The organism is Acinetobacter sp. 197, assembly GCF_048148385.1.
Taxonomy (GTDB): domain Bacteria; phylum Pseudomonadota; class Gammaproteobacteria; order Pseudomonadales; family Moraxellaceae; genus Acinetobacter; species Acinetobacter pecorum.
Genome location: NZ_JAYWZK010000004.1, coordinates 1 through 24,059, shown reverse-complemented (window position 1 = coordinate 24,059; position 24,059 = coordinate 1). Strand labels below are relative to the sequence as shown.

Genomic DNA, 24,059 nt, shown 5'->3' with positions numbered 1-24,059 from the left:
GATGATGACTGTAAGACAGCAGAACTTCCTTCTTCGTAAAGAGAAGATCCTGAACATGGCAGAGAGTTTGCTGCTTGACAATAATCAGGACATCACCTTGAGTGAACTCGCCAGTGAACTGGATATTGCCAAAGGAACCATCTACAAGCATTTTAAAAGCAAGAACCAGTTATATTTAGAATTAATTATTCTTAATGAAAAAAGAATTCTTGAAATATCAGAAAAGCATAATAATGATATTAAAAATTATGTTTCACAATATATGCTCTATCACATGCTTAATTCCAACCGGACCATTCTGTTGCATGTCATTGAAGAGCGTTTAACCAATAATGAAAAGAATCTGAAAGATTTATTTCAGGAGCTTTATCGTATTCGTGAAGAACGGATTCTCCGGATTAAAGACATCACTCATGATTATCTGGTTGCTTTAGAAAGTGCCATGTCGATTCGGGATTATTTATCTTATATCTGGACTGTGACCTATGGCGCCTCACTGTTATTAAATTCAAGCAATTATCAAAAAGCAATTGGTTCACGCGAACGTCTGATCAAGCTGTATATTAATCAGGCACTCATGACCCCGGATAAAATTTCGTCGGTATAATGATCTGAATAAAAAATGCCTGATTTACTCAGGCATTTTTTATTCAAGAGTATGAGTCTATAAAAATATTTTATGTCATCTCATCTGATCAACATCAGGCTGCCACAGGTGGAAAACCATCTTCAGTTAAAGCTGCAACAATCTCGGATTCGCTCACACTCGATTCAACCTCGACCAGCTTGCTGGCCACGTCAATATTTACTGTGGCATTTTCATCCAGATCTTTAATTGTGGCAGTGACACTGCGTGCGCAGCCACCACAAGTCATGTTTTCAATACGGAATTTCATGTTTAGCTCCATAGGATCGATTTAAAAATTGATGTGAATACAGCGCATGTCATTGCTGCTCAGTTCTGACACCTTGTTCAATCTGTTTTAAAATCTGGCAATCGGACTGTTCATTGCCGGCACACTGCTCCACCGATTGCTGTAATATCATCAGCATATGCTGCATATCGGCAATTTTCTGTTGTAAAAACTGGATATGCTTTTGAGCCAGCTGTTTGACCTCGCTGCTCTGGCGTGAGCTGTTCAGCCACAGGCCCAGCAGTTCTTTCATCTGCTCCGATGAAAATCCCAGTTCACGTGCATGCTGAATAAAACTTAAGGTTTTAATGTCCGCATCAGTATAAACCCGATAGCCTGCATCGCTTCGTTTCGGAGCGGGCAACAAGCCAATTTCTTCATAATATCGGATCATTTTTGCAGAGATGCCTGAGCGTTTTGCGGCTTGGCCAATATTCATCACGCTGACTCCTTAAACTGCACCGGTTGATAAGCCTTTAATCTCAAGGCATTGCTAACGACAAACACGGAGGACAATGCCATTGCGCCTGCGGCAAACATTGGCGATAACAGAATACCCCAAAACGGATACAGCACACCTGCGGCAATCGGAATTAAGGCAATATTATAGACAAAGGCCCAAAACAGATTCTGTTTGATATTGCGCATAGTGGCCTGACTCAAGCCGATGCCTGTCGCCACATGCTGTAAATTGCCTGACATCAATACGACATCGGCCGCCTCAATCGCGACATCGGTGCCGGTACCAATCGCCATACCAACATCGGCCTGGGCCAGTGCCGGTGCATCATTGATTCCATCTCCAACAAAAGTGAGCACACCATATTGCTGCTGGAGTTGACGTACTGCATCGACTTTTTCATGCGGCAAGACTTCGGCAATCACCTGATCGATTTTCAGCTGTTTGGCGATCGCCTGCGCGGTATGCTGATTATCACCCGTAATCATCGCTACTTTGAGGCCTTGGTCATGCAAGGCCTGAATCGCACTATAAGTAGTTGGTTTAATCGGATCGGCGACGGCAATAATCGCAGCCAGTTTCTGATCAATTGCCACATATAATGGACTGCGGCCCTGATCACCGAGTTTTTGTGCAGCAGACTTAAACAGATCGACATTTAGACCCAAGTCCTGCATCAGACGTTCTGCACCGATATGCAGCTGCTGACCGGCAACCTGTGCTTTGACCCCTGCACCAGTGATCGAATCAAAATCGGTTACTTCACTCAGTTCAAGTTCTTGCTTGCGGGCAGCCTGAACGATGGCATGAGCAATCGGATGTTCAGATTTAGCCTCCACTGAAGCGACGAGTTGCAATACCTCCTGCTGATTAAAATCTGCCGTAACTTCAAAGTCGGTCAGCAGCGGTTTTCCCTCAGTTAAGGTTCCAGTTTTGTCCAGTGCGACGACTTTGGTTTGCTGCAATAACTGCAATGCTTCGCCCTTACGAAACAGCACGCCCAGTTCTGCTGCACGTCCAGTTCCGACCATAATCGAGGTAGGAGTCGCCAGTCCCATCGCACATGGACAGGCAATAATCAGTACAGCAACTGCATTTACCAATGCGTAGGTCAGATTCGGCTCAGGCCCAAACAGGAACCATACCATAAAGGTCAAGGCCGCTAGCGCCATGACCGCAGGTACAAACCATAAGGTTACTTTATCGACCACGGCCTGAATCGGCAATTTTGAGCCTTGCGCCTGTTCTACCATTTGAATAATCTGTGCCAGCACCGAATCCTGTCCGACCGCAGTGGCCTTGATTTGCAGGGTTCCGTTCTGGTTTACCGTACCCCCCACGACCTGATCGCCAACCTGTTTGGCCACAGGTAAAGGTTCACCACTAATCATGGCTTCATCGATATAACTTTGCCCGCTAACAACCTCACCATCGACAGCAACTTTTTCACCCGGACGGATTTCAATCAGCATACCTTGCTGCACATCAGCAATTGCCAGATCAACCCAGTGATTATTTTGTCGTACTCGGGCTGTCTTCGGCTGCAAACCGACCAGATACTGAATCGCTTCCGAAGTTTTCCCTTTGGCTTTGGCCTCCAGATAACGCCCCAGTAAGATCAGCGTAACAATGACGGCAGCCGCTTCGAAATACACATGCACGGTGGACTGCGGTAACAGTTGCGGGAAAAAAGTCGCAATACAGGAAAATCCGTAAGCTGCAATGGTTCCGACTGCGACCAGAGAATTCATATCTGGTGCCAGACGTAATAATGCCGGAATCCCATGCTGATAAAAACGTCGTCCTGGAATCAGCAGTACCAGGGTGGTCAATACAAACTGGATGTACCAGCTGTTTTGTGTTCCCAGTGTATGGGTAATCCAGTGATGAAAAGCTGGTATCAGATGTGAACCCATTTCCAGAATAAATACGGGAATTGCCAGAACAAGTGCCAACCATAAATCGCGTTTCAGCTGTGCAGTTTCATTGGCTTTCTTTTCCTGAAAAGCCACATGATTCTCGGCTGAGAGATCGGTACCGGATTTTAGTGTGGCTTGATAACCAGCTTTCTCCACAGCAGCAATCAATGCCGGAATCTGGGATTGTGAGGCTTTCACCCAGGCAGTTTCGGTGGCCAGATTGACCTGCGCCTCGCTGACGCCTTCTACTTTCAATAAGGCTTTTTCGACTCGTGCCACACATGAAGCACAAGTCATACCTTCAATTGCCAGTTCAATCCGGTCAGTCTGAATATCAAAACCGGCTTTTTGTACTGCCTGAGTTAGTTTAAATAATGGCACAGAATTGATCGCACTCACATGCGCCTTTTCAGTGGCCAGATTGACCTGTGCATCCAGCACACCCTCTACTTTTTTGAGTGCTTTTTCTACGCGAGCCACACAGGATGCACAGGTCATGCCTTCAATATTCAAATCAAACTGTTGCGTCGGCACATCGAAACCGGATTTTTCAATTGCTTGAACCAGCGCAGCGGCAGCAATCGGCTGCTGGCTTTTAATAAAAGCTTTTTCAGTCGACAGGTTGACAGATGCCTCGACCACGCCTTCAATTTTTTTTAAGGCTTTTTCCACCCGAGCTACACAGGAGGCACAGGTCATACCGCTAATCTGCACCTGTTGTTCATGCAACTGGGGAGTCGCTGATATATTCATTCCGTGTTCTCCATTCGCCCATTCACTACCTATCCCATAGCTTAAACATTACCATTATGGTAAGGTCAAGGTTTTGGGATAAATTCTTTATTTCTCCTTATATGAAGGCATGTAGCTCAATAAAAAGCCCGAACATAACGTCGGGCTTTGATGGCGATACTTTTGATCTAAAATGTACCGGACTCTAGTCAGCCGAAATATCTTCAAACAGGATTGAAGACAGGTAGCGTTCACCGCCGTCTGGCAAAATCACCACAATATTCTTGCCGGCATTTTCAGGACGAGCAGCCACCTGGGCCGCTGCTGCCATCGCTGCACCACATGAAATTCCCACAAGGATACCTTCTTGAGCGGCAGTTTTACGTGCCCATTCAACTGCTTCTGCGCTATTAATGGCAATCACTTCATCGACTAGGTCCAGCTCCAGATTACCTGGAATGAAGTTGGCGCCGATACCCTGAATTTTGTGTGGTCCAGGGGTTAGGGTTTCACTACGCTTCGCCTGACCAATAATTGCAGATTCAGCAGGTTCCACCGCCACTGAATATAAAGGCTTGTTTTTCACTTTTTCAAAATAACGTGAAACCCCAGTAATGGTACCGCCGGTGCCTACACCAGCAACTAGAATGTCCACATTACCACCGGTTGCTTCCCAGATTTCTGGTCCTGTGGTTTCTTCGTGAATTTTTGGATTGGCCGGGTTTTCAAACTGCTGTGGCAGGTAGTACAGTTCAGGGTTCTCATTAACTAGACGTTGTGCTTCTTCTACTGCCCCTTTCATGCCTTTAGCCGGATCTGTCAGTACCAGATTAGCACCTAGCGCTTTGACCACTTTACGGCGCTCAATACTCATGCTCGATGGCATGGTCAAAGTAATATCATAGCCTTTGGCTGCAGCAACGAAAGCCAGTGCAATCCCAGTGTTGCCACTGGTTGGCTCCACAATATGCATCCCCGGCTTGAGTTTGCCTGACTTTTCTGCATCAGCAACTAGTGCTGCACCCACACGACACTTTACTGAAAATGCAGGATTACGGCTCTCAATTTTTGCAAGTACATTGGCTGGACCTGAAATCACACGATTAATGCGAACAAGTGGTGTATTTCCAATCGCCTCTGCATTATTACTATAAACCGCTATACCTAGATTACTCGGTACTGGAAAAGCTGAATCTGTACTCATGATGATATCCCTGATGTTATTGGTTCAAGTCATTTAAACATCATACAAGCATTTTTGTGCTTTGTAGATGTTTGATGAAACTTGCACTTCATTGCACGAATGAGAACTAAAATGCTTCTCACATGCTGCAATAAATTTATCTTATCTATCAATATTTAAAATATAATTTTAATTGATAATTCAATTCATTAAAAACCATAAAACTTAACTGTTTTTAGCAATGTATTAAGGACCCAGCCCCGTATAATTGACTGGCTGTAACTTTATAATGGATATATTGAATGAAAACCGATTTTGAAATCACGACCATGCGCAATTCAGCAGAACAGGTCGTCGGCATTTTAAAATCTCTGGCCAATACTGACCGTCTTCTCATTTTATGCCATCTGTCACAAGCGGAACTGAATGTTTCAGAAATCGAGCAAATGACTGAAATCAAACAGCCTACGCTCTCCCAGCAGCTGATGATGCTGCGTAAAAGTGATGTAGTCCATACCCGGCGTAATGGCAAACAGATTTATTATTCAATTAAAGACCAAAATTTGATTGTCGTCTTAAATACACTTTACCAATTATATTGCAGCAATAAGGTAAATTAATGGTTATTTAAATTTTAGACATTAAGGGTGTTTTACATTATAAAAATCAGAATTCCAGATTTTTAGATGCAATGTGACTTGTTCCGATGATTCTAAATATGAATCATCACATATTTAGAACAGCTAAGACTTCTTAGCAGAATTTGTGCATAATATATCTATATTTGTGATTTAGACCTTTTTATGCCAAATTCCAAGTCTAAAATTCTGCATAAACTCCCTGCCTGGGCCTGGTTAAGCCACTATACGCCAGTCAAATTTAAATCCGATGTACTGGCTGCCCTGATTGTAGTGGCGATGCTGGTGCCCCAAGGGATGGCCTATGCCATGCTTGCAGGCTTGCCACCGATCATGGGTTTGTATGCCAGCATTCTGCCGATGATCATTTATGCTTTGCTCGGTGGTAGTTCGACTTTGTCAATCGGCCCGGTGGCTATCATTTCCATGATGACCTTCGCCACGCTTAATCCCTTGTTTGAAGTGGGTTCCCCGGTCTATATCGAAGCTGCAATGTTATTGGCACTGATGGTTGGCATTATCTCCCTGCTTTTAGGCGTATTCCGTTTTGGATTTCTGATCCAGCTAATCAGCCATCCCGTGATTCAAAGTTTTATCATTGCATCAGCATTGCTCATTGCTTTTGGCCAGTTAAAGTTTTTGGTTGATCTCCCCCTAAAAGCCAATAATATTCCGGAGTTTGTCAGTAGCTTGTTGCAATACTTCCCGCTATTGCACCTCCCTAGCCTGATTTTCGGCCTGCTGTCTATCAGTCTGCTGATCTATCTGCCCAAGTTATTAAAATCCCAGGCTGTACAAAGCCGGATTGGTCCTACAGATTTTCTGGTCCGGGCGGTACCCCTGATTCTGGTGTGTCTGGGCATTGCTGCAATTGTATTTCTGGATTTAAAGGTTTATGGCATTAAAACCGTCGGTGCAATTCCATCCGGTTTTCCGCCTTTATCCTTCCCGCACTGGAACTGGGAACTGGTCATGACCTTGTTGCCTGGTGCCAGCATGATCGCCATGATCAGCTTTGTAGAATCACTTTCGATTGCGCAAGCCACTGCATTGCAGCAGCGCAGCCATCTAGATAGTAATCAGGAACTGATCGCGCTCGGCCTGGCCAATATCAGTGCAGGCGTAAGCTCAGCCTTTCCGGTAACGGGCAGCCTGTCACGGACTGTGGTGAATGCTGATGCCGGTGCTAAATCACCTATGGCTGGTGTTTTATCTTCAATTCTGATTATTTTTGTCAGCCTGTTCTTTACCGGATTTTTTGAAGATCTGCCCCTGACGATTCTGGCCGCCACAATTATTGTATCAATCTGGAAACTGGTTAACTTTCAGCCATTCGTTGATGCCTGGCGTTATTCCAAAGCAGATGGTCTTGCCATGTGGATTACTTTTCTGGGCGTGGTCCTGATTGATATTTCCACTGGTTTGATTATTGGGATCGTTTCGACCTTTGTGCTGATGCTATGGCGAATCAGCCGGCCGCATATTGCGGTTGTCGGTCTGGTCGAAGGAACCCAGCATTTTCGCAATATTCAGCGTCATCAGGTCAGTACCTCCGATCGGGTGCTGTCACTGCGGATTGATGAGAATCTGACGTTTCTGAATGCCAATAGCTTCAAAGGTTATCTGATCAATGAGATCAGCCTGAATGACCAGCTACAACATGTGATTATCAACTGTTCCAGCATCAGTGCGATTGATCTGAGTGCCTTGGAAATGCTGGAAGATTTAAATGCCGAACTGGCCAAACTGGATATTCGCCTGCATTTTGCCGAAGTCAAAGGTCCGGTTATGGACAAGCTGCAAGCTTCTAAATTGATGACGCATCTGAGCGGGCTCATTTATCTGACCCATTTTCAGGCGATTCGGGATCTGGCACCCGAAATCTTTGAGCAGCATAAAGATTATATGATTTAAAATAGCAGATATTTGAACTTATGGCCGGAGATTCCGACCGGTCATAAGTACCGTCTTTTCTGAATTTTCAAATATAATTTGAATTTATCTATTTAACTTTGATATTTATTTCATGAATACAATTTTAAAAGTGGTGATTTATTCATCATTTTAAGAAGTTTTTCTTCAATATAAGCAATGTTTTAAACCCGTTAAGTTTAGAATACATCAATAATATCAATATCTTGGTTTTTATATGAAAATATATTTTAAGCCTTGTTTAAATTAAGTATAAAATAGCGCAACTTTTTCCCAAATTTAGCCCTCGTAATTTTCACAAGGCAACCTTATGTTTTCTGCCCTTACGCGCATGAGCTTAGTCTCTCGAATCATCATCGCCATTATTTTAGGCGTGGCTGTGGCTGTGGTATTTCCCGAAGTTGCTCCCTCATTAAGCCTACTAGGCGACCTGTTTATTAAAGCCTTGAAATCTGTTGCACCGATTCTGGTTTTCATTTTAGTGTTAGCTTCTATCGCGAATTTTAAGGTGGGTCAGTCTAACTCTGCTATCAGGCCGATTATGATAATGTATGCGGTTGGTATGTTCCTTGCTGCACTCAGCGCTGTGGTTGCGAGTATTTTATTCCCAAGTACACTGTTCCTGGATATCGCTACACAAACTGACTTGCAGCCACCTGGCAGTCTGGTAGAAATTCTGAAAAATTTGCTGCTCAGTTTTGTCGCTAATCCGGTGGTTGCCATTGCTGAAGCTAACTTTATTGGTATCCTGGCCTGGTCAGTAGCCTTAGGTATTGCTTTCCGTCATGCATCAGATACAACCAAGACACTTTTGAATGATGCAGCCTTTGCGGTGAATTATGTCATTCGTCTTGTTATCAGTTTTGCGCCTGTAGGTATTTTTGGTCTGGTTGCAGTGACTTTTGCTGAGTCTGGCCTCGAAACGCTGACCAGTTACGTGCATTTACTTGCCGTGTTGCTCGGAACCATGGTCTTTGTGGCTCTGGTCATTAATCCGCTTCTGGTTGCCTTAATCACGCGTAATAACCCATATCCACTGGTGTTCACTTGTTTGCGAGAAAGTGGTATTACTGCTTTCTTTACCCGTAGTTCGGCAGCCAATATTCCAGTAAACCTGGATCTGGCAAAACGTTTAGGTGTCAAAGAATCGACTGCAAGTATTGCAATACCTCTCGGTGCTGCAATCAACATGGCTGGTGCTTCTGTCACTATTACCGTATTGTCATTGGCTGCCGTGAATACTTTGGGAATTAATGTCGATTTTACCACCATGCTGATTCTTTCGGTGGTGGCTGCAATCTCGGCATGTGGTGCTTCTGGTGTTGCCGGTGGTTCATTGCTATTGATTCCGGTCGCATGTGGCCTGTTTGGTATTTCTTCAGACATTGCCATGCAAGTTGTTGCAATTGGCATGGTAATCAGTGTATTACAGGATTCTACTGAAACCGCGCTAAACTCATCGACTGACGTTTTGTTCACTACAGCAGTAGACCGCGCATCAAATTGATTTTATATTAATTAAACAATATGTTTAGCCATTGATGTTGTTATGCCATTACAGCGTTTACCCATCTGGATTCATCTGGGTGCATTTTTTCTTGCCGTGAATGCCGGCATGATTAATGTACTCGGTCTGATTACTGTCCTGCACCAATCCGTTTCCCATATGACCGGTAATATCAGTATGCTGGCCATGGCGCTGGTGAATTGGGAACCGCAGCATATCGTGTATCTGTTTCTGGTAACGCTATGTTATGTCATTGGCTCAATGTATAGCGGTCTTATTCTGGGTAACAGTCACTTTCAGTTAGGACGTCTTTATGGCTATCCGCTCAGCCTGGTGGCTTTGTTTATTCTGCTAAGCTGGATATTGCTCCCTTATTTTCCTCGCTATGGCCTGCTCTGGGCCTGTACAGCAATGGGCGTACAAAATGCCATGGTCAGCCATTATAAGGGCGCAATTATTCGCACCACGCATTTATCTGGCGTACTGACCGATCTTGGTCTGGCCTTAGGCTACCGTATACGCGGATTGGATGTGGAACCACGCCGGGTGATTTTACATGTTCTGATTTTACTCGGTTTTTTCGGTGGTGGTCTTCTTGCCAGTTGGGTTTACCCTTATTTAAAATTAAACTCATTCCTGATCCCGGTCGTATTGAGTCTGACCCTCAGCCTCACCTACTGGGTGATTTATATACGTTATCGACATCAATTCGACTCATAACTGGACATTCTTATGGTTAAAAACGCATTACAGGCACAATTGTTAAAGGCAGGTCTGGTCGATAATAAGAAAGCAAAAAAACTGTCAAAACAGGCCGTTCACGAAAAGCGCACTGGCGATAGCAGTGATGCTGAAATCAAGGCTAAAATTGAACAGGCCAAACAGGAAAAGCTGGCAAAAGATCAGGCGATTGAACGAGAGAAAAAAGCAGCGCTGCAAGAAAAAGAGCTCAAAGCTGCTATCATGCAAATGATCAATCAGCATAAAATTCGTGACACTGACGGTGAAATTGCCTATCAGTTTATTGATGATTCTAAAATCAAGAAAGTCTATCTGAATCAGCAAATTTATAATGCCTTGGTCGCAGGAAGCCTGGTGATCGCCCGCGAAAATGAAAGTTATGCTTTCCTGCCTAAAGCGCTGGCGGATCGTATCAATGCCAAAATGCAAGGCTTTATCATCGTGAATAATTCAGAGAAAAATGAAGAAACGACTGATGAAGAAGATCCGTATGCAGATTATGTCATTCCAGATGATTTGATGTGGTAAGCCTATTCTTATCTAATAAATAAAACCGGCTCAGGCCGGTTTTATTAAATTATATATTCAAGATCTTAGTTCAAATAATTAAAAATTGACTTAAGCTGGTATTTGAACACCTTTGCATCTATAACAAGATGAAATGTATTTTTAGAATAAAAAGATGCAGCTTAACCCGGCTCCTCTATATCCTCATTTTTAAGCTGAAACTAGATAGCTTCTACAGGTACATATACGGGCCACCAAGCAGCCTGACGAATCACCTCAACATCAGACTCTTCTGTTTTAAGCTCAGAAATTCCTTGGTCCCGTGCAGTACGAAGCACTTCTAAGGCAACAACACTGGAAGTTACTCTCAGATCGGCATTTGATGGTAATAACGAGGCACCTTCAGAACCTAAATTTGCCTGACTGGCCACGGCCTGGGCGGCGGCAAAGATCATTTCATCCGTGATTTTTTGAGCTTTGGCAACAATTGCACCAAAACCCAAACCTGGATAAAGTGCCGCATTATTGGCCTGGCCAATTTTATAACGCACATTGTGATAAATCACATCATCAAATGGTGCTCCGGTTGCCACAAATACTTTCCCATTCGTCCACTCAATCAGCTGTTGCGGTGTTGCTTCATGTAGTAATGTTGGATTGGACAATGGAAAGATGATGGGACGTTCAACATAATTGACCATATTTTTTACAATCTGTTCTGTAAATTGACCCGGTGTGGTAGACGTTCCTATTAAAATAGTGGGTCTTACTTGTGCAACAGTTTCTGCAAGATCAATAATCCCTTTATTTTGATTAGCTTTTGCTTGTAATGCTGCCATATGGGGCCAACGTGTTCTTGCCTCTATCGCAGTATGATTAACTACCCGATTAAAACCAGCAACTTCAGCATTTTTACGCACATAGGTTTTTTGGAAATATAGAAGACCATCATTCATATCTTCAGTTAATAAGCCGGGCAAATCGACTAACCAGATTCGGGAAATGGCTTGTTCTTTTGTCAGGCCGCTACGAATCATTTGAGCACAGATTTGATCTGCAATACCACAGCCTGCTGTGCCTGCACCAAAGATCACTACCCGCTGTTCAGTCCACGGTGTTTGACTTAATTTAACTGCATTTAACAGGCCAGACATCACAATAGCACCTGTGCCCTGAATATCGTCGTTAAAGGTTGGAAGGGTTTCTCGGTAACGGTCTAAAATCCGCCGGGCATTGGTCGAACCAAAATCCTCCCAATGCAAAACAGCTTGTGGAAATAACTTTCTTGCAGCTTTTATATAGGCATCTATAAAATCATCATAAACTTTGCCCTGAATACGTTCATGCCGGTTCCCGACATAAGACGGATCATTTAATAATTTTTCATTATTGGTGCCTACATCCAGAATAACAGGGATAACCCGGTGTGGATCTATTCCCGCAGCTGCGGTATAAACCGCCAGCTTACCGATGGAAATATCTACCCCGTTTGAACCCCAGTCTCCAATTCCCAGAATTTCCTCAGCATCGGAAGCGACTATCAGATCAATATCCCCAGATTCAGCACCATAGGATCGAAGCTTTTCTTCAATACTTTCAGGTTCATTAATACTCAAGAAAATACCACGTGGACGTGTCATGATTTCACTATAATTTTCAATTGCCTCCCCCACAATCGGGTCATAAACCACAGGCAACATTTCCAGCATATGACGCTGTAATAATGCATAAAACAATGTCACATTATTATCATGCAGACGCCACATATAAATATGCTTATCCAAATCACTGTTACAGGCTTGGTAAGCCTGATAGGCGCGATTTAATTGCAGTTCCATATCAGTCGTTACCACGGGTGGTAAAATCCCGGTTAAATCCAAAGCTTTTCTTTCTTCTATGCTAAATGAAGTCCCTTTATTTAAGGCAGGATCACGCAAAACTTCATAGCCACGTGCAGTAGTTTTAAATTTACGCTGGTTATTTTCAACAACCACTTTAGCTTGACGAGTATACATATTCATACCTTTTAAAATAATTATAGGATGTTGAGAAAGTATCTGGATTAAATATCAGCTCAGCCGAGCATCTTTTTAGAATCAACACTTGTTAAAATATTATTCGCATATTTTCTTTATGCACTGCGAGTTTTTTTGAAATCATTATTTTTTTAAATTCTGTGTTAATAATTATTCTACCTTTAGGCATTAATATTAAATGAGATAATTAAAAAATTGATTTCAATTTAATTCTTCTTGTATTAAATGATATTAGTTATTAATAAAAGTAAAAATCTATATTTTGTAACTTCAAATATTATATATTGAAAAATAAAACTTATTTCTCATAAAAAATATTCAGTAGCAAATCTATTGAATATGAAACTTGAAACCAAGCTAGAGCTGTATTTTCAGGCCTTTTTAACCGTTTGATAGTAAACAGCATATGAGGAAATGTATTAAAAGTTTATTTAAAATTAAAAAATTCATGCTAAAGCTATAAACTCTATAACTATTTTTTAATTGAATGAGAAAAGATAACTTGGAACAGTTTAAGGTGATCGAGAATATACAGGTCTGGGCAGATCAGTATCCATGGCTGGAAATGCTGTCTTCACTCAGTATTGTGATTTTACTGGCCATTCTTGCCAATCTATTTGCCAAACAGGTTGTGGTACGTGGAATTCGTAAAATGATTTCCAAAATGCCTTTTGCACATAATGAAATCATTGCCGAGCATAGCGTGATTCGTCGCATTGCCAATATCGTGCCCGCAATTGTAATTATGAACGGGATTACCACCGTTCCGCATTTATCTGACAAGGTTGAGACCTTCATCCAGATGGGTGCACAAGCCTTCATCTTCCTGACCATTGCTCTGGCAATTGGTGAACTGCTAAATATTTTCAACCTGATTTATCAACGCAATCCTAAGTCGCGTAACAAGCCAATCAAGGGTTATTTACAGCTGGTCAAACTGATTATCTTCATCGTTTGTGGTCTGATGATTCTGGGAACTTTCCTGAAAAAAGATGTCTTTACCTTGCTGGCCGGTTTTGGTGCCATGGCTGCGGTACTGATGCTGGTGTTCCAAAATACCATCCTATCGCTGGTGGCTTCGGTACAGATTTCCTCTTATGACATGGTGCGTATTGGTGACTGGATTGAAATGCCATCTTTAAATGCGGACGGCGATGTCATTGATATGTCATTACACACCATTACCGTGCAGAACTTTGATAAAACAGTCACCACCATTCCGACCAATAAACTGGTGACGGATACCTTTAAAAACTGGCGTGGCATGCAGGAAGCCGGTGCGCGCCGGATTAAACGTTCCATTCATGTCGATCAGAGCAGCGTGCATTTCATGTCAGCTGAGGAACAGAACAAGCTGAAAAATTTTATTCTGCTGGATCAGTACCTAAATACCAAATCAGAAGAGCTGGAACAATTTAACCTGCAACTGAGCCATCATTCACAGTACAACCAGCGCCGTCTCACCAATCTTGGTACCTTCCGTGCCTATGTAGAGTTCTATCTGCAACAGCATCCGGGAATTAGCAAAAATCACTCCCTGATGGTGCGTCAGTTACAACCGACCAGTGAAGGTCTACCACTAGAAATATATGCCTTTACCAATACCACGGTTTGGGCCGAATATGAAAATATCCAGTCTGATATTTTTGATCATCTATTGGCGATTATTCCTGAATTTGGTTTAAAAGTGTACCAAGCCCCTTCAGGTCTTGATTTAAAAGAAGCATTTAGTCAACCTTCTTCCATTATTAGTTAATTATAAGTTCCGACAATTTTTTAAGCCTGAAATACTGTCCTATTTCAGGCTTTTAACTATTCTGTTTTGATAAAAAATCAATAATTTAAAATATAAATTTAATCTTTGGGCGGTCAGCCTGAAATTTTAGAGGATTTTTCCTGCATAAGCTCCTGCAGCATTTTATAAAAATCAGGCTCTAAATTGATCTGATCGTCACAGATACTTGCACCATTTAATAATAAATTCTGGTTTCCTTGATGCTCATAAATTACTGTATTCAGAAACTGCGTACCGGGAATATTCTTGAGCAGGTTCTGTGTCTGCTTCATTTCCGCAAGCTGCTGTTCAGGAACCTTATTTAATACAGTATAAACTTTTAATTGAGTATTATATTGTGCAATCCCAATCGCCAATTGCACCAGTTCGGTTTCAAGCTGACTATCTTCTGGATTAATGGAACTTGGAATAATCAGTTTATCTGCATGTTTCAGGACTGAACGTAAGGCAGGTGTATCCTGCCCATCAATATCAACAATAATATAGCTGAACTGCTGTTTCAGCATATCCAGCCGGTGATCCAGACTATGACTGTCATGTTTTAAGACATCCAGATGCTCGAAAGAAAATTTTTCATTTTTCAGATTTGCCCATTCAAAACCCTGCGGCTCCAGATTGGCATCAAGCAATAACGTAGGACTTTGCCCACGTAATAACTCAGTGATATGCATGGCAATCATGGTTTTTCCTGAGCCTCGTTTACGGCTAGCTACTATCCAAATACTCATATCTTACTGCTCTCGTTTAGGATTGTTTTGAGTGTAAAAAATTGATTAAAATTTAATATAATTATGGATTTAGAATTACGTATCCATATTGAAAAGTAAAGTCTGACTTTTAAATAATTTTGTGGCAATTTCACCCAATTACGGGCTTAAAAAAACAGAATCCTTTATAATTCTCGAAAAGCAAAATGCATGATAAGAGTACGATAATGTTTCGATGGCTTGAAAGACTGGTTGACCCCTATCCCACCAAAAATCTCAACCAACCTTTACCAACCAGGTTTTTTCCATTTGTCTGGCAGGCAGCCTATGGCGTACGCCGTTATTTGCTGATTCTGGTACTGTGTACTGCTGGTGCAGCCAGCTTCGAAGCCTTACTTTACTCAAAAATTGGTGACCTGGTGAACTGGCTGAGTAAAAGCCAGCCGGATACTTTTCTGGAGCAACATGCCAGTAATTTAACCTTACTGAGTATTGTTCTTCTGGCCAATATTTTTTTCGCCAGTGCACAATCGCTGATCAAGCACCAGATTTTGTACAGTAATTTCCCAATGCGTTTACGCTGGCGCTTTCATAATCTGCTGATGAAACAAAGCCTGGATTTTTTCCACAATGATTTTGCCGGACGCTTATCGGCCAAGGTCATGCAAACGGCGTTGGCAGTACGCGAGTTCTGGGTAATTCTGGGTGACATGCTGGCTTATGTGCTGATTTATTTCATCACCATCAATATTGTTTTGGGTGCAATTTCCCCCTTGCTGATCATTCCACTGATGGTCTGGCTAGCCTTGTTCATCTGTGCAGCTTGTTACTTTATTCCTCGTTTGAGCCGAATTTCCAATGCCCAGGCGGATGCCCGTGCGGTCATGACCGGCCGTATCACGGATGCCTATACCAATATCCAGACCGTGAAGCTTTTTGCCCATGCCGGCCGCGAAAGCCAGTATGCCAAAACTTCGATGCAGGAATTTATGGTCACGGTATATAAACAGATGCGTCTGGGTGCGCAATACGAAATCAGTATTTTACTGCTGAGTGTGGTGTTGTACGGTGGCGTACTGGGTACCGCGATCTGGCTGTGGATGGAAGGTCAGGCCGAGCTGGGAATTATTGCCGCAACTACGGCAATGGTACTGAAACTGAACAGTATTGCCGAATTTATGATGTGGCAGACCTCCGCCCTGTTTGAAAATGTGGGTACCATCCAAGATGGCATGAAGACCTTAGGCCGTAAAATTACCATTGAAGATAAACCAGGTGCCAAAGAACTGCAGCTAAAGCATGGTGAAATTAAATTTGAAAATGTCAGCTTTGCCTATAATGATAAAAACGTCATTGATCAGTTTAATCTCACCATTCATCCAGGTGAAAAAATTGGTATTGTCGGCCGTTCAGGTGCAGGGAAATCCACCCTGATTCAGCTGTTGCTGCATTTTTATCATCTCAACCAGGGCCGTATCTTGATCGATGGTCAGGATATTGATGAGGTCACTCAGGACAGTTTGCGCAAGAATATTGCTTTAGTGACCCAAGATACTTCACTGCTGCATCGCACGGTCGCGGAAAACATTAAATATGGCCGTCCTGATGCCAGCGATGAAGAAATGTATGAAGCTGTGCGTAAAGCCAAAGCAGAAGAATTTATTCCAAATCTGACTGATCTACGCGGCAAAAAAGGCTATGAAGCCTATGTAGGCGAACGTGGCGTGAAGCTTTCCGGTGGTCAGCGTCAACGGATTGCAATTGCACGTGTATTCCTGAAAGATGCGCCGATTCTGATTCTGGATGAAGCCACCAGTGCACTGGATTCTGAAGTAGAAGCTGCCATTCAGAACAGCCTGGATGAACTGATGAAAGGTAAAACCGTAATTGCCATTGCGCATCGCCTTTCGACCATTGCGCAGATGGATCGTCTGATTGTAATGGATCAGGGTCGAATTGCCGAACAAGGCACGCATGATGAACTGGTGGCATTAAATGGTATCTATGCCCAGCTTTGGCAGCGTCAAACTGGCGGCATGCTGATTGAGCAACAAATCAAAGCATCAAAAGATCATGAATAATATGATCTCTAGAAGATTTCAAAACTTCTGATGATTTGATCGGCTTCAATACTGAACAGGTCTGGGACAAAAGAAAACTTTGCCCAGACCTTTCTTTTTAAAATCTTCTCTACAGATGAACCTTGAGTTGCCATCTATCCGATATTTTTTACTGAAATTCCCCAGCATATGGGCATTGAAAGTACCCTCATGAAGCATGTTTCAATTTTAATTTACACTTACGCCGTATTCTCAGATTTTGGGCTAGCCCATGCAGAAATACGACAGGTTCAATAAAATAATTCTAATTTCATCAACAAAATTATGTGGTTTAATTGATTTTAAGGCTGAATTCAGGCTAATCTGCCAGAGGCACAGTCACAATCGCCAAAATTTTGTCCAACAATTTTAATGAAAAATTTGGTGGCTTCATGCCAATATCTATTCATAAATAAAAAAATTTGAATGAGTGCAACGGATCGCGCATGAAAACAATTGCTCCACGCCAAGACCAAGGAATTCCAGGTGTTTACGGTCTCCTGCTTCTCGATGTCATTTCCCGCTGGGGTTATAATAATGAGTCGCTTTTCAAACCTTTTGGCCTGACCAGTGAACAGTTGGCAGATCCTGATTTTCGTATTCCAACCCCTGTCGCCAATGAACTGGTCAAATATGCCCTGAAACTGACCGGAGAACCGACCTTGGGCTATCATCTCGGCACACAGATGCGGATCTCGATTCATGGCTTTATTGGCTATGCCATTATGACGGCGAATAATATTACTGATGCGCTGGTACTGGCGAATCGATTTATTCAACTTCGCTTACCCTTTCTGCAACTATTTTTCTCGACTTTTGGTGCTAAAGCCACGGTACAACTGCAAACCGATATTCAGCTTGAACCGCTGCGCACCGAAATTTCCATTGCCTTGATGATTGGTCTGATCAGTATGGCCAAAGCGATTACAGGCGTTAACGATGCAACGGGAGAAATCGACTTCGATTTTAAGAAGCCGGAAGGTTTTGAACGCTTTATGGCAAAGTTCCCTACTCATCAGTTCCGCTTTGAACAGCCGCATTTAATTCTGAGTTTTGATAAAAGCTACCTGATGAACAAGCTGGTACATGCCGATCCGATTGCCAGCCAGATTGCGATTAACCAGTGTGAAACAGAACTTTCTGCCTTGGGCGAACGGCACCGGATTGCCATGCGTGTCCGGGATATCTTGACCCATGCCGAGCAACACTATCTCAGTATTGAAAGTGTGGCTGATCGCTTGCATATGTCTGACCGTACCTTAAAACGTCAACTTGCCGCCGAAGGCACCTCCTTTTCTACCCTGGTCGATGAAGTGCGTTACCGGCATGCTACCTCGTTATTATCCCGGACAGATTTTACCTTGGAACAGATTGCCGATGAACTGGGTTATAGCGATGTCGCCAATTTTAGCCGGGCGTTTAAACGCTGGAGTGGTCGCAGCCCGAGCAACTGGCGCAAAGATCCTTATTTATAAGGAAGTATAAGCCTTTTGTTTTGCTTAAAAAGAATGTATAAAACATGTCAAAAATGATCTTAAGATTTTTAAGGAGTTATCAATGAATCATCCTGCAGAATTAAAGTACGCAAGTACACATGAATGGGTGCGCATTGAGGGTGATCTTGTTGTGACCGGTATTTCCGACCATGCACAGGATGCATTAGGCGATCTGGTCTATGTCGAAGCACCAGATCTTGATTCACATATCACTGCGGGCGAACAGGCCGGTGTAGTTGAATCTGTCAAAACTGCTTCCGATATTCATGCACCGGTGTCTGGTGTAGTGGTTGAAATTAATCCTGATCTTGAAGATGATCCTGATTTTATTAATGATGATCCATATGGCAAAGGCTGGATCTATAAAATCAAGCCGGACAATATGGCCGATGTCGAAAAACTGCTCTCCAACACAGAATATGAAGCTGGACTCTAAGCTGGTCCAAGATTCAGATAATCAGCCTCCGGGCTGATTTTTTTATAGAAAAGACAAACTTTTTACTTATTTTTCCCGATTAAACTCAAGGTGTTTCTGTCGGAAACTTATTGCACTTTTCACATATATTTCTTAAAGTGATTAAGGTACTTGCTTTGCAGCCCATCTGTCGTGCTTGCTTATAAAAATAATACTCATGTGCAGTCTCAGCGCTTGTCGCACATATTATTCAGGATCCTCATGAACGACAATACTTCACTTCTTTGGACCAAGTCATTTGTACTTTGTCTGTCCAATAACCTGTTTTTATTTATTTTCTATTTTGCACAAACTACAATTTTGCCAATTTACATCTTGAAAGAGTTAGGCGGTAATCTAACCCAGGCCGGTCTGGCCATGACTTTATTTATGGTTTCTGCCATTGCAGTGCGTCCTTTTAGCGGCTTAATTATCGAAAGATTCGGTATACGCAAAACCTTAATTGTCTCAGAAATATTTTTCAATATTTTTTCCTTAGCTTACCTGTTCGCTGATCAGCTCACGATTCTGTTTATCATCCGTTTCTTGCATGGTATCTGGTTTAGTATCTTGACCACAGTTTGTGTGCCTGTCGTAAACCAGTTTATTCCGGAACAGCGTAAAGGCGAAGGTATGGGCTATTTTGTCATGTCGGTTAATCTGGGGATTGTTTTAGGGCCATTTATAGGTCTGAGCCTGATGGAATACTGGTCTTATTTTCAGGTCAGCATACTGCTGGTTGCCCTGGTCTTTATCGGATTTACCTTCTGTTTTCTGATTCCGGTCAAAGAACCTGAAAAAATAATTGAAAATTCTAACAAGAAAACATCACTTGAGCTGACAGATTTTGTAGAAAAGACGGTATTACCTGTTGCGGTACTGGCCATGCTGATTTCTTTTTCTTATGCCAGCATTATGTCCTTTATTGCTCCCTTTGCAGCCAGCAAAGGTTTAATGGCTTATGCTGGTTTGTTCTTTGTGGTTTTTGCAATTTCCATGATGAGCTTACGGCCGATCACCGGAAAAATTTATGATCGTAAAGGTCCACAATATGTGATTTATCCGGCATTGGTGGCTTTTAGTTTGGGCCTATTTTTACTGAGCCAGATCCAGAGCTTATGGGGATTCATGCTTGCTGCAGTCATGATTGGAGTAGGTTTTGGCAGTGTGCAGCCCTGTATTCAAACCTTGGCGATTCAACGTGCCCCCAAGCATCGGATTGGCTATGCAACCTCAACTTTTTATACATTCTATGATTTGGGTATTGCCATCGGTTCATTGCTCATTGGCGCCATCATTGCCGCTTATAGTTATCAGTTGGCTTTTATTTTGTGTGGTCTTTTAACGCTGAGCAACATTGTTTATTTTAAGCTGCTGGTACAACGCAAAACTGACTAATTTTATGGATTGGATTGAATAATAAATAATATAAGTCAAAACAGGCAGAAAATTCTGCCTGTGATGTTTTGAGTAAAGGTTTATTCTGACACCGAAGTATTCTCTGCTTCTTTCTCATCCGCTTTTGGATCTTGCATCATGGTGAATTGGGTTGCTTCACTAGCTGGTGCAGTACTGTCCTGACGATTGCTTTTCAGCTTGATCTGCAGACGTAACTCATTGGTAGAATCGGCATTACGCAAAGCTTCTTCATAGGAAATGGCGCCTTGGTTATACAGGTCAAATAAGGCTTGGTCAAAAGTCTGCATGCCCAGTTCACGGGATTTAGCCATAATGGCTTTCAGCTCATGAAACTCGCCTTTCAGGATCAGGTCGGAAATCAAAGGTGTATTCAGCATGATTTCAATCGCTGCCCGACGGCCTTTACCATCTTGAGTCCGAATCAGACGCTGTGAAATAATCGCCTTCATATTTGAAGACAAATCCATCAATAACTGATTCCGGCGTTCTTCAGGGAAGAAGTTGATAATCCGGTCCAAAGTCTGGTTGGCATTATTGGAATGCAGAGTTCCCAAACACAAATGGCCAGTTTCCGCAAAAGCAATCGCATGTTCCATAGTTTCAGTATCGCGAATTTCCCCGATCAGAATTACATCCGGAGCCTGACGCAAGGTATTTTTCAGCGCATTATGCCAAGAATGGCAGTCCACTCCGACTTCACGATGAGTAATCATGGATTTTTTATGTTTATGCACATATTCAACCGGATCTTCTACGGTAATGATATGCCCTGCTGAATTTTCATTTCGGTAGTCAATCATGGCTGCGAGTGAAGTTGATTTACCTGAACCCGTTCCTCCGACTACCAGTACCAGTCCACGTTTTTCCATAATCACATGTTTCAGGGATTCCGGTAATTTCAGTTTCTGGAAATTTGGAATTTCTGCAGTAATGGTACGAATCACCATGCCCACATTAAGTTGTTGCTGGAACACATTGACCCGGAAACGGGAGACGCCCGGTACAGTAATGGCAAAGTTACATTCAAGTTCAGTTTCAAATTCTTTACGCTGTTTATCATTCATCAGACTGTAGGCAAACAGTTTGGTTTTTTCAGCTGTAAGTTCCTGTTGTCCAAAAGGTTTCATTAAGCCTTGATGTTTGATGCTCGGTGGAAAATCAGCCGTAATAAATAAATCTGAGCCACCATATTCCACTACTTTAGTCAGCATGTGATGCATGAATTTTTTTGCTTCGTCCAACAGTTCTGCCGTGAACATTTTCTTTCCCCCGGAAATGCACAACTGCACAAATCTTGATCTTAGATTTATGCCAATATATTTTGATTTCATTGTGCAGCGTTTTATAAATATGCTCAAATATATTTGATTTATAAAGAAAATATTTTTTAATATTTGTGTGATGTACTTCAATAAAAATTAAATTAAGTAGAAGTATTCAAGCTTTTTAAAGTAACTCTGCCAAAAAAATAGGATTGTAATTTTAAAGGTTGAATTCTCGTAGATGACTCATTATTTATGATTTACAATAAATAAAGTTTCTTTGAACGGCGCATTTAATATCTATCAAAGACATAACATATTTTCGTTTCTTATGATTACCCAACTTACTCGCTTCTATAAATCCAATTTGAGTTTCCGCATATGGAATAATAACTCATTAAAAAACTGGATATTATTTATTAAAACTCAATAGAACCATGGAACATTGATTGCTAAATGACCGTGGAACATGAAAAATCCATAAAAACATGATTTATAAGAAATAAAAAATTGAATTTCGTATAAGGTGTATTATGTTAATTGTAGAAAAATAAATTATTTAAAATCTTTTTAATCCTCATTGTAGGTAAAATTGATATGAAAAAAATTTGGGCTTTTAGCCTTGTTGCTATATCACTAGTGGGATGTAATCTAAATGATGAATCAGAGAGTATAGAATTTCAAACACCACGAGACCAATATGGGGTACGCTATAATATAGGTGACTTAGGCGGTAAACCTGTGCACTTAGGAAGAGAGGCACCATGGGTTGAATATGAAGATAATGTAGGAGTCAATACGAAGAAGAAATATAAAAGAAAAGTAAGAACTTATGAATCTAAGATACAAGCATTTGGATTTGAAATGCGCTATACAGATGGATTGGTTCTGGTTATTTATCATAAAGCACCACCTTATTCTGAAAAGCAGTACAAAGCAGAAATTAATCTACCTGATAATCAATGGATACGTGCTACTGTATATGCAGACCAATCTTATAATGGTGACTTAACGACTCGGTTAAGAAATAATACTTTAAAAAATAAAGATATACAAAGAAAGGACTTGGAACAATTTAACTATAAGTATATATATTTACCGACACGCGACTATGTTTATGCGTTGCAAAAATATGTACCACATCCCCAGTGGATAGAAGAAAATAAAAGACTAATAATGAATATAGGAAGAAGTACTTCCTTATATGATATAAAAGACCTCTATGTGGAAAAGGATGAAACAGGCAAAGTAATGACCCTGATAAAATGTAGTCATTCTGAATATCCTAAAGCACGTAGGTGTGAACAAGAGTTTGTGCTAGAACCAGAAATGAAGGCGAGAATTTCAGTTGTTTTTCACAGCGTTCATTTAAAAGATTGGCAGTTCATTCAACAACAAGTACAAAAAGTCGTACTAGATTTCATCGTAGAATCAAAAGTTCAAAAAAATAAATAATGTATTTAACATAATGGGCGTTATACGAAATTCTGTTATAAGCCCCATACATTCAAGTTTATTTCTTGCATGAATGTATCCTATAGGATACATTACTCTTATGTACTCAATATATACCACTGAAGTCTTTGATGACTGGTTTACTAAGTTAAAAGACCAGCAGGCAAAAAGGCGTATACAAGTCCGAATTGATCGGGTTGAAGATGGAAACTTTGGAGATACTGAGCCAGTCGGTGAAGGTGTCTCTGAATTACGTTTCTTCTTTGGACCTGGCTACAGGATCTATTACTGTAAGCAAGGGCAAAGGGTCGTTATTCTTTTAGCAGGCGGAGACAAGTCTACGCAAAGTAAAGATATAAAACTTGCCCTACAACTAGCACAAGATTTAGAGGAGGAGCTGTAAATGGCTATCAAACTTCGTAAATGGGACAGTGCTGAACATCTTAAAACAGAAGAAGATATGCAAGCTTACCTACAAGCCTGTATAGATGAATCTAATGGTGATGCGGCATTCATTGCAAAAGCTTTAGGTAATATTGCTAAAGCTAAAGGAATGGCTCAATTATCAAGAGACACAGGTTTAGGCCGAGAAAGTCTTTATAAAGCACTTTCTGGCGATGTAAATCCAAGCTTTGATACTGTCATTAAAGTGGTAAAAGCACTGAATTTACGCTTAGCAATTTAAAAAAAACTAGTAAAAAAGGGAGCCTAAAGCTCCCTTTTTCGTGTTATTCACCAATTAAAATGTCTATGCGATAAACCATTTAAAATGTCCTGTTTTTAACCACAAGAGTCAAGCACAG

Annotated in this window: 21 protein-coding genes; 14 read left to right on the top strand and 7 right to left on the bottom strand. The window is 41.6% G+C overall.

From position 1 onward, the window contains the following. Window position 1 precedes the first annotated feature (1 nt). Window positions 2-607, top strand: a complete 606-nt coding sequence (locus VXQ11_RS05315; RefSeq protein WP_064096693.1) for a TetR/AcrR family transcriptional regulator — start codon at window positions 2-4, stop codon at window positions 605-607. A 94-nt stretch (window positions 608-701) separates the two neighbouring features. Here VXQ11_RS05315 and VXQ11_RS05310 read toward each other — a convergent pair whose 3' ends face one another. The 4 genes from VXQ11_RS05310 to cysK form a co-directional block, all read right to left on the bottom strand. Continuing rightward, on the bottom strand, window positions 702-896 hold the full coding sequence (locus tag VXQ11_RS05310) for a heavy-metal-associated domain-containing protein (RefSeq protein ID WP_144724668.1): 195 nt from the start codon (window positions 894-896) through the stop codon (window positions 702-704). A gap of 49 nt (window positions 897-945) precedes the next feature. Beyond that, window positions 946-1,353, bottom strand: coding sequence for a Cu(I)-responsive transcriptional regulator (cueR, locus tag VXQ11_RS05305; protein WP_064096691.1), 408 nt, complete (start codon window positions 1,351-1,353; stop codon window positions 946-948). Further along, window positions 1,353-4,046: a heavy metal translocating P-type ATPase gene (locus VXQ11_RS05300; RefSeq protein WP_416705575.1), complete on the bottom strand. Its 2,694-nt coding sequence runs from the start codon at window positions 4,044-4,046 to the stop codon at window positions 1,353-1,355. The genes cueR and VXQ11_RS05300 overlap by 1 nt, the downstream gene beginning before the upstream one ends. A gap of 184 nt (window positions 4,047-4,230) precedes the next feature. Then, a complete protein-coding gene (cysK, locus tag VXQ11_RS05295) occupies window positions 4,231-5,229 on the bottom strand; it encodes a cysteine synthase A (protein ID WP_416705574.1) in 999 nt (332 codons plus the stop codon). Between the two features lie 281 nt (window positions 5,230-5,510). On the opposite strand from cysK, the gene VXQ11_RS05290 reads away from it, so the two are divergent. From VXQ11_RS05290 to VXQ11_RS05270, 5 genes are all read left to right on the top strand, one after another. Continuing rightward, window positions 5,511-5,828 (top strand): ArsR/SmtB family transcription factor, encoded by a 318-nt coding sequence (locus VXQ11_RS05290; RefSeq protein WP_064096688.1) that lies wholly within the window; start codon window positions 5,511-5,513, stop codon window positions 5,826-5,828. Between the two features lie 183 nt (window positions 5,829-6,011). Next, the gene (locus VXQ11_RS05285) at window positions 6,012-7,760 is read left to right on the top strand and encodes a SulP family inorganic anion transporter (RefSeq protein ID WP_416705573.1); all 1,749 of its coding nucleotides are present in this window, start codon (window positions 6,012-6,014) and stop codon (window positions 7,758-7,760) included. 328 nt (window positions 7,761-8,088) lie between these two features. After that, window positions 8,089-9,285 (top strand): serine/threonine transporter SstT, encoded by a 1,197-nt coding sequence (sstT, locus tag VXQ11_RS05280; protein WP_064096686.1) that lies wholly within the window; start codon window positions 8,089-8,091, stop codon window positions 9,283-9,285. A 42-nt stretch (window positions 9,286-9,327) separates the two neighbouring features. Then, the gene (locus tag VXQ11_RS05275) at window positions 9,328-10,005 is read left to right on the top strand and encodes a YoaK family protein (RefSeq protein ID WP_064102923.1); all 678 of its coding nucleotides are present in this window, start codon (window positions 9,328-9,330) and stop codon (window positions 10,003-10,005) included. A 12-nt stretch (window positions 10,006-10,017) separates the two neighbouring features. Further along, the gene (locus VXQ11_RS05270) at window positions 10,018-10,554 is read left to right on the top strand and encodes a DUF2058 domain-containing protein (protein WP_064102924.1); all 537 of its coding nucleotides are present in this window, start codon (window positions 10,018-10,020) and stop codon (window positions 10,552-10,554) included. Window positions 10,555-10,754: 200 nt separating this feature from the next. On the opposite strand, the gene VXQ11_RS05265 is transcribed toward VXQ11_RS05270, so the two are convergent. Beyond that, on the bottom strand, window positions 10,755-12,548 hold the full coding sequence (locus tag VXQ11_RS05265) for an NAD-dependent malic enzyme (protein WP_416705572.1): 1,794 nt from the start codon (window positions 12,546-12,548) through the stop codon (window positions 10,755-10,757). A 523-nt stretch (window positions 12,549-13,071) separates the two neighbouring features. Between VXQ11_RS05265 and VXQ11_RS05260 the strand changes: the two genes are divergently transcribed. Beyond that, the gene (locus VXQ11_RS05260) at window positions 13,072-14,325 is read left to right on the top strand and encodes a mechanosensitive ion channel family protein (protein ID WP_416705571.1); all 1,254 of its coding nucleotides are present in this window, start codon (window positions 13,072-13,074) and stop codon (window positions 14,323-14,325) included. 113 nt (window positions 14,326-14,438) lie between these two features. On the opposite strand, the gene VXQ11_RS05255 is transcribed toward VXQ11_RS05260, so the two are convergent. After that, window positions 14,439-15,092, bottom strand: coding sequence for a hypothetical protein (locus VXQ11_RS05255; RefSeq protein ID WP_416705570.1), 654 nt, complete (start codon window positions 15,090-15,092; stop codon window positions 14,439-14,441). Window positions 15,093-15,298: 206 nt separating this feature from the next. Between VXQ11_RS05255 and VXQ11_RS05250 the strand changes: the two genes are divergently transcribed. The 4 genes from VXQ11_RS05250 to VXQ11_RS05235 all read left to right on the top strand — a co-directional run bounded on the left by VXQ11_RS05250 (window position 15,299) and on the right by VXQ11_RS05235 (window position 20,518). Further along, window positions 15,299-17,152, top strand: a complete 1,854-nt coding sequence (locus VXQ11_RS05250) for an ABC transporter ATP-binding protein (protein ID WP_144724844.1) — start codon at window positions 15,299-15,301, stop codon at window positions 17,150-17,152. Between the two features lie 464 nt (window positions 17,153-17,616). Further along, window positions 17,617-18,645, top strand: a complete 1,029-nt coding sequence (locus tag VXQ11_RS05245; protein WP_064102928.1) for an AraC family transcriptional regulator — start codon at window positions 17,617-17,619, stop codon at window positions 18,643-18,645. A gap of 82 nt (window positions 18,646-18,727) precedes the next feature. Further along, a complete protein-coding gene (gcvH, locus tag VXQ11_RS05240) occupies window positions 18,728-19,102 on the top strand; it encodes a glycine cleavage system protein GcvH (protein ID WP_004280423.1) in 375 nt (124 codons plus the stop codon). 213 nt (window positions 19,103-19,315) lie between these two features. After that, entirely contained in the window at window positions 19,316-20,518 is a 1,203-nt protein-coding gene (locus VXQ11_RS05235) for an MFS transporter (protein ID WP_416705569.1), read from the top strand. An 80-nt stretch (window positions 20,519-20,598) separates the two neighbouring features. Here the strand turns inward: VXQ11_RS05235 and VXQ11_RS05230 are convergent, their stop codons facing one another. After that, window positions 20,599-21,798: a PilT/PilU family type 4a pilus ATPase gene (locus tag VXQ11_RS05230; RefSeq protein WP_005246179.1), complete on the bottom strand. Its 1,200-nt coding sequence runs from the start codon at window positions 21,796-21,798 to the stop codon at window positions 20,599-20,601. Between the two features lie 600 nt (window positions 21,799-22,398). On the opposite strand from VXQ11_RS05230, the gene VXQ11_RS05225 reads away from it, so the two are divergent. From VXQ11_RS05225 to VXQ11_RS05215, 3 genes are all read left to right on the top strand, one after another. Further along, window positions 22,399-23,256 carry a hypothetical protein gene (locus tag VXQ11_RS05225; RefSeq protein ID WP_064102929.1) on the top strand — a complete coding sequence of 286 codons (858 nt, stop codon included), beginning with the start codon at window positions 22,399-22,401 and terminating at the stop codon, window positions 23,254-23,256. Between the two features lie 100 nt (window positions 23,257-23,356). After that, a complete protein-coding gene (locus tag VXQ11_RS05220; RefSeq protein ID WP_000286964.1) occupies window positions 23,357-23,659 on the top strand; it encodes a type II toxin-antitoxin system RelE/ParE family toxin in 303 nt (100 codons plus the stop codon). Beyond that, window positions 23,660-23,941, top strand: a complete 282-nt coding sequence (locus VXQ11_RS05215) for an addiction module antidote protein (protein WP_000985610.1) — start codon at window positions 23,660-23,662, stop codon at window positions 23,939-23,941. Window positions 23,942-24,059 lie beyond the last annotated feature (118 nt).